The sequence below is a fragment of the Variovorax sp. J31P179 genome (assembly GCF_030316985.1).
Lineage (GTDB): Bacteria > Pseudomonadota > Gammaproteobacteria > Burkholderiales > Burkholderiaceae_C > Variovorax > Variovorax ginsengisoli_B.
Genome location: NZ_JASZYL010000005.1, coordinates 198999 through 211400 on the forward strand (window position 1 = coordinate 198999; position 12402 = coordinate 211400).

11 protein-coding genes are annotated in these 12402 nt (G+C 67.6%); 3 read left to right on the forward strand and 8 right to left on the reverse strand.

The annotated features are described in order from the left end of the window. Positions 1-198 precede the first annotated feature (198 nt). The gene (locus QTI17_RS14780) at positions 199-1149 is read right to left on the reverse strand and encodes a LysR substrate-binding domain-containing protein (protein ID WP_286534015.1); all 951 of its coding nucleotides are present in this window, start codon (positions 1147-1149) and stop codon (positions 199-201) included. 58 nt (positions 1150-1207) lie between these two features. Here QTI17_RS14780 and QTI17_RS14785 point away from each other — a divergent pair, with 58 nt between their 5' ends. After that, a complete protein-coding gene (locus QTI17_RS14785; RefSeq protein ID WP_286534016.1) occupies positions 1208-2650 on the forward strand; it encodes an amidase in 1443 nt (480 codons plus the stop codon). A gap of 497 nt (positions 2651-3147) precedes the next feature. On the opposite strand, the gene QTI17_RS14790 is transcribed toward QTI17_RS14785, so the two are convergent. Both QTI17_RS14790 and QTI17_RS14795 read right to left on the reverse strand, forming a co-directional pair. Next, complete coding sequence (locus tag QTI17_RS14790; protein ID WP_286534017.1) at positions 3148-4092, reverse strand: 2-hydroxyacid dehydrogenase; 945 nt, start codon at positions 4090-4092, stop codon at positions 3148-3150. Positions 4093-4124: 32 nt separating this feature from the next. Then, positions 4125-5957, reverse strand: coding sequence for an ABCB family ABC transporter ATP-binding protein/permease (locus QTI17_RS14795; RefSeq protein ID WP_286534018.1), 1833 nt, complete (start codon positions 5955-5957; stop codon positions 4125-4127). 61 nt (positions 5958-6018) lie between these two features. On the opposite strand from QTI17_RS14795, the gene QTI17_RS14800 reads away from it, so the two are divergent. Next, a complete protein-coding gene (locus QTI17_RS14800) occupies positions 6019-6441 on the forward strand; it encodes an acyl-CoA thioesterase (protein ID WP_286534019.1) in 423 nt (140 codons plus the stop codon). A gap of 7 nt (positions 6442-6448) precedes the next feature. Here the strand turns inward: QTI17_RS14800 and QTI17_RS14805 are convergent, their stop codons facing one another. The 3 genes from QTI17_RS14805 to QTI17_RS14815 are packed head-to-tail and all read right to left on the reverse strand — an operon-like array spanning position 6449 to position 9845. After that, a complete protein-coding gene (locus QTI17_RS14805; RefSeq protein WP_286534021.1) occupies positions 6449-8284 on the reverse strand; it encodes a gamma-glutamyltransferase family protein in 1836 nt (611 codons plus the stop codon). A 35-nt stretch (positions 8285-8319) separates the two neighbouring features. Continuing rightward, the gene (locus QTI17_RS14810; protein ID WP_286534022.1) at positions 8320-8883 is read right to left on the reverse strand and encodes a GAF domain-containing protein; all 564 of its coding nucleotides are present in this window, start codon (positions 8881-8883) and stop codon (positions 8320-8322) included. Continuing rightward, positions 8883-9845 carry a Bug family tripartite tricarboxylate transporter substrate binding protein gene (locus QTI17_RS14815; protein ID WP_286534023.1) on the reverse strand — a complete coding sequence of 321 codons (963 nt, stop codon included), beginning with the start codon at positions 9843-9845 and terminating at the stop codon, positions 8883-8885. The genes QTI17_RS14810 and QTI17_RS14815 overlap by 1 nt, the downstream gene beginning before the upstream one ends. A gap of 138 nt (positions 9846-9983) precedes the next feature. Here QTI17_RS14815 and QTI17_RS14820 point away from each other — a divergent pair, with 138 nt between their 5' ends. Beyond that, positions 9984-10910 carry a LysR family transcriptional regulator gene (locus QTI17_RS14820; protein ID WP_286534025.1) on the forward strand — a complete coding sequence of 309 codons (927 nt, stop codon included), beginning with the start codon at positions 9984-9986 and terminating at the stop codon, positions 10908-10910. A gap of 37 nt (positions 10911-10947) precedes the next feature. On the opposite strand, the gene QTI17_RS14825 is transcribed toward QTI17_RS14820, so the two are convergent. Continuing rightward, positions 10948-11712, reverse strand: a complete 765-nt coding sequence (locus tag QTI17_RS14825; RefSeq protein ID WP_286506827.1) for an enoyl-CoA hydratase — start codon at positions 11710-11712, stop codon at positions 10948-10950. Positions 11713-11768: 56 nt separating this feature from the next. After that, entirely contained in the window at positions 11769-12362 is a 594-nt protein-coding gene (locus QTI17_RS14830; RefSeq protein ID WP_286534026.1) for a 2-hydroxychromene-2-carboxylate isomerase, read from the reverse strand. Between the last annotated feature and the right edge of the window lie 40 nt (positions 12363-12402).

Genomic DNA, 12402 nt, shown 5'->3' on the forward strand with positions numbered 1-12402 from the left:
GCCATACCCGGACCAACCCGGTGCGAGATGCACCTTGCGAGGGCGCACCGATTCGCGAACAACTACTTCAAAGCAGCCTTTGTGCCCGAAAAAAACGTGAGGCGGACTTTAGTCACAGTTATCGCCGGCGCCCAATGCCGAATGCGGCGGTCGGCATGTCGGCGCGTCATAGTTTGTGCGGTGCACAAATCGACGGCGTCAGCCTGAACCCTGGGCCTGCACCAGGTAAGCCCACAGCGAATCGGCGGCTCCCTTGCCGACGCGCCCGGCGCTCTTCGAGGCCGTGGTGCCAGGACGCTCGCGATAGGCCCGGATTTCCATCGTGGCGTCGAGGCGATCGATCTCCGGCGGCAGGGCGCTGACCAGGGTGCGGGCGCGGACCTCCTTGCGCACCGCGCTCTCCGGCAGGAAGGCGATGCCGTGGCCTTCGAGCGCCATCACCTTGAGGCCCTCGGCCATGTCGGTCTCGTAGACCCGGTCGAGATGGATCGCGGTGCCGGACGCCTTGAGCAGCTGATCGACGACCCGCCCGAGGTAGGCGCCCGGGGCGTAGCCGAGGTAGGGCAAGGGCTGGCCGGGGCGCCCGGGCAGGCGGTAGCGCGGCGCCCCGTCGGCATCGGGCTTGACCCACGGCGCGACCACCTCCTCGCCCAGGCTCACCATCTCGTAGCGGTTGGCGTCGAGCGGCAGCGGCTGGGAGGGATGGTGGTAGGCGATCAGCACGTCGCAGCTGCCTTCGACCAGGCGCAGCACCGCGTCGTGCACGTTCAGCGCGATCAGCCGGCTCTTCATCGGCCCGAACTGCTCGCGCAGGCTGGTGATCCAGGCCGGGAAGAAAGTGAAGGCGAGCGTGTGCGGGATCGCGAACTCGATCACGTCCTGCGCCACCGCCGAGTGCCCGCGCAGCATGGCGCGCGTGCTCTGCAGCGCCTGCAGCATCTCGATCGCCTGGCCGTAGAGGGTCTGGCCGGCCGGCGTCAGGCGGGTGGGGTAGGAGCTGCGGTCGACCAGGTCGGTGCCGGCCCAGCCCTCCAGGGCCTGGATGCGGCGCGAGAAGGCCGGCTGCGTCACGTGGCGCAGCTGGGCCGAACGGCTGAAGCTGCGGGTCTCGGCCAGGCTGACGAAGTCTTCGAGCCACTTGGTTTCCATCCGGCGATTATGCGAGGCTGCGACATACTGGTGAACCGCCACCGATCCCGCGATCGCCATGAACGCCTCCGACCTTCTCGCCCTCGATGCCACCCGCCTGTCGCAGCTGATCGCCCGGCGCGAGCTGTCCTGCCGCGAGCTGATGGGCGCCACGCTGGCGCGCATCGAGGCCCTCAACCCGCGCTTCAACGCCATCGTCTCGCTGCGCGACCCGCAGCAGCTGCTCGACGAGGCCGGCGAGCGCGACGCGCAGCTCGCACGCGGCGAGCGCCTCGGCTGGATGCACGGCTTTCCATTGGCGGTCAAGGACCTGAGCCATGCGGCCGGTCTCCCGACCTCGATGGGATCGCCGATCGCGCCGCGGACGCCGGCGCGCAGCGACAGCCTTCATGTGGCCCGCATGCGCAGCGCCGGCGCGATCGTCATCGGCAAGACCAACACGCCCGAGTTCGGGCTCGGCTCGCACACCTACAACACGGTCTTCGGCACCACGCTCAATGCCTACGATCCGGCGCTCAGCGCCGGCGGCAGCAGCGGCGGGGCCGCGGTGGCGCTGGCCCTCGGCATGCTGCCGGTCGCCGACGGCAGCGACATGGGCGGCTCGCTGCGCAACCCTGCCGCCTTCAACAACGTGATCGGTTTCAGGCCATCGCGCGGCCGGGTGCCGGGTGCGCCCGAAGACGATCTGTTCCTGCAGCAGCTCGGCACCGAGGGACCGATGGCGCGCACCGTCGAGGACGCCGCGCGCCTGCTGGCGGTGCAGGCGGGCTTCGATCCCCGGCTGCCGCTGTCGCTGGAAGGCGCCCTGCCCTCGCCCGATGCGCTGCGGCTCGATGGCGAGACCCGGGGCCTGCGCATCGGCTGGCTCGGCAGCATCTGGCCCGAGCTGCCGCTGGCGCCCGGCGTTCGCGAACTCTGCGAAAGCGCGCTGCAGACCTTCCGCGACCTCGGCTGCGAGGTCGAGCCGCACCAGCTCGACGTGCCGCGCGAGCAGAACTGGACCGCCTGGCTGCGGCTGCGCCAGCTGCTGGTCGGCGGCAAGCTGGGCGCCGCGCATGCCGACCCGGCGCTGCGCGGCAAGCTCAAGCCCGAGGCGCGCTGGGAGATCGAGCAGAGCCAGCTGCTCGACGCCGCGGCGCTGTACCAGGCATCGGTCTACCGTTCCAACGTCTACCGAGCGTTCCTGCGGGCCTTCGAGCGTTTCGACTTCGTGGTGGCGCCGACGGCCCAGGTTTTCCCCTTCGACGCCACGCTGGCCTGGCCGACGTCGGTCGGCGGCGTGGAGAGCGACACCTACCACCGCTGGATGGAAATCGTCACGCCCTTCACGCTGGCTGGCCTGCCGACGCTCAATGTGCGCGCGGGATTCAACGGCGAGGGGCTGCCGATGGGGCTGCAGATCGCGGGGCCGGTGCATGCGGACATGGCGGTGCTGCGGCTGGGGCATGCGCATGACCTGGCTTGTGGGTGGGGGAGTCTGCAGCCTTCCGCGATTGGTTGAGGAGTCCGTTTGTCTCTCGAGGGGCGCCCGGCAAGCGGTGCGGGCCAGTCGACCCCACTGCGCCGGCCCTTCGGGCTGCCTTGCGCTGCTCGCCTTTCGCGGGGTCTCGCTCAAACTCGCTCCGCTGCGCTCCACTCAAACAGTCGCGAGCCCTTATCCGCGAAAGGCTGCGCTGCTCAGCGGCGCAGAGGGGATCGCCCGTCCCGCACCGCATGCCGGGCTCAGGGGGCGTGCAAGCGATCTCGACGTCTCCAACGTCGATGCAACCCCAACGTCTCAGCGGTGGCGGGCGGTATGCCCTGGGCCGGCCGTTGAGGCACCACCGAGCAGCGCAGCGGTGCGCGGAAAAAGGGCCGCGCGTGTTTGAGTGGAGCGCAGCGGAGCGAGTTTGCGCGGACCCCGCCTGTCGCGAGCAGCGCAGGGAAGCCCGAAGGGCCGGTGACGTCGGCCGGCCCAGGGCATACCGCTCGCCATCGCCGCCCACGCCACGTAACCCCTCAAATAGCCGACACCACCCCTCGCCCCGAAAAATGCCCCTCGGCATTCGCCAGGAACCGATCGACCGAGGCCTGCGTCGCCTCCGGCGACCACCCCGCCATGTGCGGCGTCAGCAGCACGTTGTCGAGCCCGACCAGAGGCGCGGGCGGCAGCGGCTCGCTCTCATAGACGTCGAGCCCAGCGCCTGCGAGACGGCCTTCGCGCAGCGCCGCAGCGAGCGCCTCTGTGTCGACCACGCTGCCGCGCGAGATGTTGACCAGGAAGGCCCGCGGCCCCAGCGCATCGAGGACGGCGGCATTCACCAGGTGCCGCGTGCACGCGCCGCCCGGTGTCGCGACCACCAGGATGTCGGCCCATTCGGCCAGCGCCTGCACGCTGTCGAAGTAGCGGTGGGCAACGCCCTCGCGCGGCTTGCGGTTGTGATAGCCGATCGCCATGTCGAAGCCCTCGGCCCGCCTGGCGATCTTCTGGCCGATGGTGCCCAGCCCGACGATGCCCAAGCGCTTGCCGGAGACGTTGGGCGGATGCGGAATCGTCTCGCGCCGCACCCCTTCGCGGCACAGCCGGTCGAGCTTGCGGATGTGGCGCATGGCGCCGATCAGCAGGCCGAAGGCATGGTCGGCCACGCAGTCGTCGTTGGTGCCTGCCCCGTTCGCGAGCGCGATGCCGCGCGCACGCGCCGCCTCCAGCGCGACGCCCTCGTAGCCGGCCCCCATGCAGCACACCAGTTCCAGCTTCGGCATGGCGGCGATCTCCGCGGCCGTCAGGCCGATCGTGCCGATCGTCAGCACCGCGCGGAAGCGCCCGCCCTGGGCGGCGATCAGCTCATCGCGTTGGGCCTGCGTCGGCACCGGCAGATAGGTCACGTCGTAGACCGCGGCGACCTGCGCCTGGTGGGCCTGCGACAGGCTGTTGAGTACCAACAGGGGAATCTTCTCTGACATTCTCGGCATGCTCCTGAATCAAGGAAAAGGGTTCACAGCACCGGCTCGGCCTCGAGCTTCTGCAAGCGCCACATCTGGGCGTACTTGCCCTGGCCTTCCAGCAACTGCGCATGGGTGCCGCGCTCGACGATCACGCCGCTCTCGAGCACCAGGATCTCGTGCGCGTCGACCACCGTCGACAGGCGGTGCGCGATCACCAGCGTGGTCTTGTTGCGCGCCGCGCTCTTGAGCTCCGACTGGATCGCCCGCTCGTTGGCCGAGTCCAGCGCCGAGGTGGCCTCGTCGAAGATCACGATCGGCGGGTTCTTGAGCAGGGTGCGCGCGATCGCCACCCGCTGCTTCTCGCCGCCCGAGAGCTTCAGCCCGCGCTCGCCGACCATGGTCTCGTAGCCCTTGGGCGTGTGGACGATGAAGTCGTGGATGCGCGCCGCCCGCGCGGCCTCCTCCACCTCCTCGCGGCTGGCGCCCGGCCGCCCATAGGCGATGTTGTATTCGACCGTGTCGTTGAACAGCACCGTGTCCTGCGGCACGATGCCGATCGCCTGCCGCACGCTGGCCTGCGTCACCTGCCGGATGTCCTCGCCGCCGATCGTGATGCGGCCCTGCTGGACGTCGTAGAAGCGGTAGAGCAATCGGGCCAGCGTCGACTTGCCTGAGCCCGACGGGCCGACCACGGCCACCGTCTTGCCGGCCGGAATCTCGAAGCTCACGTGCTTCAGGATCGGCCGCGCCGCCTCGTAGGCAAAGCTGACGTCCTCGAAGCGCACCGTCGAATCGTGGCCCGCCAGCGGCCGGGCCTCCGGCGCGTCGCGCACCTCGCGCTCCTTCTCGAGCAGCACGAACATCTTGTCGAGGTCGGTCAGGCTCTGCTTGATCTCGCGGTAGATCACGCCCAGGAAATTGAGCGGGATGTAGAGCTGGATCATGAAGGCGTTGACCATCACCAGGTCGCCCAGCGTCATGTGGCCGTCGACCACGCCCTGCGTGGCTCGGTAGAGCATCGCCACCAGGCTAATCGCGATCAGGCACTGCTGGCCCGCGTTCAGCATGCTGAGCGTGGTCTGGCTCTTGACCGCCGCCTTGCGGTAGCGCTCCAGGCTGGCGTCGTAGCGGCCGGCCTCGAAGCCCTCGTTGTTGAAGTACTTGACCGTCTCGTAATTGAGCAGCGAATCGACCGCGCGGCTCTGTGCCACCGAGTCGAGCTCGTTCATGGTCTTGCGGAACTGGGTCCGCCATTCGGTCACGACCACCGTGAAGGAGATGTAGACCACCAGCGCGGCCAGCGTGATCCAGACGAAGCCCGAGTCGAACTTCACGCCCAGGATGGTCAGCACCAGCGTCAGCTCGATGATCGTCGGCACGATGCTGTAGAGCGACATCGAGATCAGCGAATGCACGCCGCGCGTGCCGCGCTCGATGTCGCGCGTCATGCCGCCGGTCTGGCGCTCCAGGTGGAAGCGCAGGCTCAGCGCATGCAGGTGCTGGAACACCTCCAGCGAGATGCTGCGCGCCGCGCCCTCGGTGGCCTTGGCGAAGACCAGCTCACGCAACTCGTTGAAGACCGCGGTCGACAGCCGCAGCAGCCCGTAGGCGACCAGCAGCCCGACCGGCACCACCAGCAGCGAGGCGGCGCTGCCGGGCTTGATCGACATCGCGTCGACCAGGTTCTTGAGCAGCACCGGCACGCCCACATTGGCGACCTTGGCGCCGACCATGAAGGCCAGCGCCGCCATGACGCGCCATTTGTAACGCCAGAGGTACGGAAACAGACGCCGCAGCGTCGCCCAGTCGGATCGGTCGCTGCGGGCGGGCGTGCCGGCCGAGGTGGGGTGGGGAGAGGAAAGTGCTTCGCCGCTGCGGCGCATGGGAGACAATCGTGGCTGTTGTTTTCAGAAGGGTCTGACGACCCGACCCCAGATTGTGCCCATGTCCGCAGATTCCAGCGCCAACCTCCCCGCCACGCTCAAGAGCCTGCCGGCCGACATGGAGCTGGTGCTCAAGGTGATCCCGATGCCCGCCGACTGCAACGCCAACGGCGACATCTTCGGCGGCTGGGTCATGGCCCAGTGCGACTTGGCCGGCTCGGTGATTCCGGCGCGCTACGCCAAGGGCCGGATGGCGACCGTGGCGGTCAACGAATTCATCTTCAAGCAGCCGGTGCGGCTGGGCGACATCCTGTCGTTCTATTCGAAGCTGGTGCGCATCGGGCGCACCTCGGTCACGGTCACGGTCGAGGTCTTCGCCGAGCGCTTCCGGGCGCAGGGCGAGTACATCAAGGTGACCGAGGCCACATTCACCTACGTCGCGATAGACGACGACGGCCGGCCGCGGCCGATCGAGAAAGCTTGACGGCGTCCTACCGCCCCACGGCATAGCCCTGCATGCCGCGAGGGTTGGCGGCCGCACGAAGGATCAACCGGCCGCGAGCGTCCTGCTCGCGGCTGCAAGCCGACATGCGGCTCTCCGACCAAGGCTCCCCCACCCGAACACCGTGACCCGCATCACGCAGTTCCTGAACAACATCTTCCGAGAAACGAGACTCGAGCGTCAGCCGGTTCAAGATCGTCTCCCGCGGCCAGAACGATGACGGGAAATGGTCCACATGCCACGCCGGCGCATCGATCGCTTCCTGCAGATTCATGCCGTGCACGGCATGGCGAAGGAAGAAGGCGGGCGACCATTGATCCTGCTGGTCACCTCCCGGCGTTCCGAACACCATGTACGGTTCTCCGTCCCGCAGTGCCAGCGAGGGCGACAGCGAGGTGCAGGGCATCACGCCGGGCGTCAGGGTGTTGGGGAGGCCTTCGTCGAGCCAGGTCATCTGCAGCCGGGTATTGATGGAGAAGCCGAGGCCCGGGATGGCCGGACTCGAAGACAGCCACCCGCCTGAAGGCGTCGCCGCCACCATGTTGCCATGCCGGTCGATCACGTCGATGTGGCAGGTATCCCCGACGAACACCTCCCGCTCCAGCCATTCGCTGACCGGAGGAAGCGCAGCGAAGGTGGGCTCGCCGACACCAAAGCGGGTGTCGGCCGCAAGCAATGTCCGCCGGGCGGCGTCCAGATCGGGCAAGCGCGGCGGCAGCCCCAGCGGGGCGCCCGGGTCGAGAGTCTGGCCGGCGCGGTCCGACACTTGCGCCCAGCGCTGGCGCAGGTAGTCATCCGACAGCAGCGCCAACTGGACGTCCCGCGAGGCACCGGGGGCCACTCCGTACCAGGCGAGCCGATCCGCCAATGCCAGCTTGGCTGCTTCCGCGATGCGGTGAACGAAGCCCGCCGTGTCTGGCGCATGGTGCGCCAGATCCGCATGGCGGAGCATGCCGACCTGCTGCAGGAATGCGGGCCCTTGACTCCAGAAGCCACACTTCGCCAAGGTGTAGCGGCCGAAGTCCACGCAGAGAGGCGCTTCGACCGCCGGCGTCCAGCGCGCGAGGTCGTCGTAGCGCAGCAAGCCCCTGTGCTTCTCGCCGGTCGTGTCGCGAACCTCCTGCGTGCTGTAGTACCCGTCGATCTCCGATGCTACGAAGCCCTGGTACCAGCAGCGAAGCGCCGCATCGATCACCTCGGCGCGGCTGCCCTCCTTCGCTTGCGCTGTCTGAAGAATGCGCTCCCAGGTCGAGGCCAGTTGCGGCAGCCGGAACAACGCGCCCGGCGTGGGCACCCGGCCATCCGGAAGCCACACGGCGGCCGACGAAGGCCAGTGCTTGCGGAACAGGTCCTGCACTGCCGTAATGGCCTGCACCGCCCGCGGTATCAACGGAAAACCATCGCGGGCGTAGCCGATGGCGGGCGCCATCACGTCGGCGAGCGACCAGGTGCCGCGGTCCCTCAGCAACGTCAACCAGGCGCCGAAGGCACCCGGCACGGTCGCCGGCAGCAGCCCGATGCCAGGAACCTGTTCGAGGCCCATGCGCCGGAATGCGTCGACCGTTGCGGCCTCCGGCGCAACGCCTTGGCCGCAGATCGACACCATGCGGCGCTCGCGCTCGTCCCACAGCAGGATCGGCGCCTCGCCACCGGGCCCGTTCAGATGCGGCTCGACCACCTGGAGCACGAAAGCGCCAGCCACTGCGGCGTCGAACGCATTTCCGCCGCGCTCGAGAACCCCCATGGCCGTCTGCGAAGCCAGCCAGTGGGTGGAGGCGACGACGCCGAAGGTACCGACGATTTCCGGACGTGTGGTGAAGCTCATTGTCGATTCGATGGACTGGTATGGCGGGTGCCGCATCAAGAAAGCCTGACGGCCTCGAGAGCCACCGCCGGCGTCGCAAGCAGCGCCAGCAGCCGTATCGAGACGACATCCCGGGGCGTCCACCTGGCCTGGGGCGTCAACACATTGAAGGTCGCGAAGCAGACGTCATGTGGATCGAGCAAAGGCACATTGACCACAGACTGCAAGCCCAGGGAAGCAATCAACGCATGATCGCTGAAGGCCTCTTCGATGGCCGCGGCACCCTCGCCGACGAAAACCTCGCCACGTCCGAGCAACTGAAGGGTCCAGGACGTCCATGACTTGCGCTTGCGCCCGGCGAGCGGGTAGGCGTCGACATCCGAGCTCCAGACGCGCTGAAGCTCCACGTCGTCTTCTCGCGCTTTCATCGCCGACCGGCCCGGCAGGCGATCGGTGCGCAGGTTGACGGTCAGCAGTCCCTCGCCAAGCAGCTCGCGGCGGGCGCCCTCGAGAATCTGCATCACCCCCTCGAAGTCGTGCGTCCGCGACAGCGCATCGCACAACGCTGCCGTCCTTTCGACAGGCAGCTCGAGAAGCGCGGCTCGGCTCGAAGTCGGCATCAATCCGCCTTGATGTTGAGATCGCGGATGATCTTGCCGTAGCGTTCGGCATCGCGACGCAGCACGGAAGCGAACTGTTGCGGCGTCCCCTTGACGATCTCGACGCCGATCGAGTCCATTCGCGCGCGGATCGCCGGATCGGCCAACGCCCGATTCGCCGCATCATTCAGTCGCGCGACGAGTTCCTTCGGCATGTTCGCGGGACCGAACAATCCGTACCAGACCCCGAGCTCGTAGCCAGGCAGCGTTTCGGCAACGGTCGGCGTCTCGGGGAGCAGCGACGAGCGCTTGCCCTCCGTCACAGCGAGCAGATTGAGCTTTCCGGCCTTGACGTGCGGAAGCGTTTGAGTTCCGGCCGAAAAGAGGACTTGTGTCTGATTGCTCACTGTGTCGAGCACGGCGGGGGCGCCCCCCTTGTAGGGCACATGAAGCATCTGGATGCCGGCAGCCTTTTCGAACAACACCGCGCTCAGGTGGTTCGTCGACCCGCCGCCCGCGCTCGCATAGGCCAGTTTGCCGGGATTGGCCTTTGCGTAGGCAACCAATTCCGCCACGTTCTTTGCCGGGACCGACGGGTTGACCACCAACGTGTTCACCACGTTGGCAAGCTGCGCGATCGGAGTGAAGTCGTCCACGCCCTTGAAAGGCATCGACATCAGCGCCGGGTTCATCGCATGCGTGCTCATGGAACCCACCAGCAGCGTATAGCCGTCGGGCTTGGCTTTGGCGACCATGTTGGACCCGATGTTGCCGGAAGCACCCGCCCGGTTGTCGACGATGACCGGCTGGCCCAGGGACCGGCTCAGTTGCTCCGCCAGCGAACGGGCGAGGATGTCGGTCGATCCGCCCGCTGCCCATGGGACGATCAGCGTGATCGGCCGCTCGGGGAACGCGGCGCAAGCGACGGAAGCAAGGCCCGTCAGGGCCAGCGCGGCCAGGCCGCGACGAATACGAGAGATCATTTTCTACGCCTACGAAGGATCGGGAGAGTCCGAAAAGTGTAGAGCGTCGAATAGCAAAAATAGAATATCTTTGCATCGATGAATGCATCCGACTCTATGCCTCAACCCGTTCCACTCGCGCCGCGTCTCGAGAACCGATTGAAGATCCGGCACTACGCGTTGCTGCTGGCCTTCGACCGGCATCGTTCGGTGACAGCGGTCGCAAAGCAGCTGTCCTTGAGTCAACCGACGGTGACCAGGGCCCTCGCAGACATAGAGAACATCTTCATGCAGCCGCTCTTCCTGCGTACCCGGCGCGGCCTGGAGCCCACCGCCGCGGGCGAGGTCGTGGTCGCCAGGGCCAGGCTCGCAATTGCCGACAACGAGGCGCTGGTCAAGGAGCTCGATGGGGTGCGCGAAGGACGTCAGGGAAGGCTGCGCATCGGGCTCATCCCCTACGTCTCGCCACCGGCGCTGGACGCCCTGTGGAAACATCTGTTCGACTTGCGCCCGCGGCTGCTGCTGCACGCCCAAGAGGACACCACGGCCCCGCTCCTGCAAGCATTGCGCGAACGAGCGCTGGACTGCGCGATCTGCCGCTTCTCCGGCGCGAGCACCGAGGACGATCTCGAGCAGGTGCTGCTGTACCAGCAGCAAGCGCACCTGATCGTGGCTCGCCCGAGTGCCGCCCCATTGATGCGGCACGCCCACGCCCCTCTCGATATCGATCAGCTCTCGGAAATGGACTGGATCTTCCCGCCGACGCACACGCCGATTCGACAGATGATCGACGCCATATTCTCGGCAGCTGGGCAGCGCGCTCCGGTGCCCGCCCTGGAGGCCTATGCGGTAGCCACGATCTCGTCCGCGCTGAGCCAGATGCCCCGAGGCGTCACGGTTCTCCCGAGCGATGTGGCCCGTGCGGTAGCAGCCGGAGGCGCCGCGGAAATGCTGCCGGAGCCCCTGCCATGGAACCTGCCACCGGTGGGCCTGGCGTGGTTGAAGGGTGGCCCCAAGGCGAAGATTTGTGCAAAGCTGAGTACGGCAATTCGAGATCAGCTGAACGACTCGGGGCAGGCCCACTGACGCGCCCGGGACGGCGGGCACGCCTTCTCACCCCCGCTCAGACCTTCGAAAAATCCGGCTTGCGCTTCTCCATGAAGGCCGTGAAGGCCTCGCGCGCCGCCGGCTCGCGCAGCATGCGGCCGAAACTCTGACCCTCCTCGCCCATGCGCTCGAGCAGCGCCGGCTGCTGCGACTTCTTCATCAGGCGCTTGGTCTCGATCAAGGCGCTCAGCGGCTTGGCCGCCAGCTTGCGGGCCTGCGCCTGCGCGATGGCATTGGCTTCGGTGGGCGGCACCACGCGGTTGACCAGGCCGACCTCGAGCGCCGCCTCAGCCATGAAGGGTTCGCCCAACAGCAGCGCCTCGGCCGCGCGGTGGTAGCCGAACATCTGCGGCACCAGCAGGCTGGACGCAGCCTCGGGACACAGGCCCAGATTGACGAAGGGCATCGAGAAGGCCGCGTTGTCGCCGGCATAAACCAGGTCGCAGTGGAACAGCATCGTGGTGCCGATGCCCACCGCCGGGCCGCAGACCGCCGCCACGATCGGCTTCGGAAAAGTGGCGATGCCGCGCAGGAAGCGGAACACCGGCGACTCCTGGGTCGAAGGCGGCTGGTTGAGGAAGTCGCCGATGTCGTTGCCGGCACTGAAGATCGTGGCGTCGCCCTGGATCAGCACCGCGCGCACCGCGCCGTCCTGCTCGGCCCGGGCCAGCGCGTCGGCCAGCTCGCCGTACATCGCGCTGGTGATCGAGTTCTTCTTGTCGAGGCGGTTGAAGGTCAGGGTCATCACACCGGCTTCGGTGTGGACGAGGATGTCGCTCATGGGGGGTCCTTGAAAAAAAACGAGGGGATCAGGCCGCCGCCGGGCGGGGCCCACGGTCAGGCCAGGGCTTCTCGAACGAAGTCGAGCCGGTCCTGGCCCCAGAACATCTGGTCGCCGACGAACATGGTCGGAGCGCCGAAGATGCCGCGCTGCACGGCTTCCTCGGTGTTGGCCTTGAGCCGGTCCTTGACCGCCTGGTCATTGGCCAGGGCCAGCAGCCGGGCCGCGTCGAAGCCGGCCGCCTGCAGCACGGCGCCGACGGTCGCGGCATCGTTGAGATTCTGCGGCTCGACCCACATCGCGTGGTAGACGGCATCGACATAGGCGCGGAAGCGCTCGGGCTCGCGCATCTGCAGGCCCGTGGCGCCGCGCATCAGCAGCAGCGTGTTGATCGGGAAGTTCGGGTTGTGCCTGAAGGGCACCCCATAGCGCGCGGCGAAACGCTTCAGGTCGGCATTCATGTAGGGCCGCTTGGCCGGGACCTCGGCCGGCGAGCGGTTGCCGGTGGCCTGGAACACGCCGCCCAGCAGCATCGGCTTCCAGACCAGCGCAGCGCCCGTATCGGCGCACAGGTGCGGCAACTGCGTGTAGGCCAGGTAGGCGGCCGGGCTGCCGAAGTCGAAATAGAAATCGACGGATTTCGTCGTCATGCGTGTCTCCTTGTGCTGCCGTTCATTGTCGCGGCAGGGC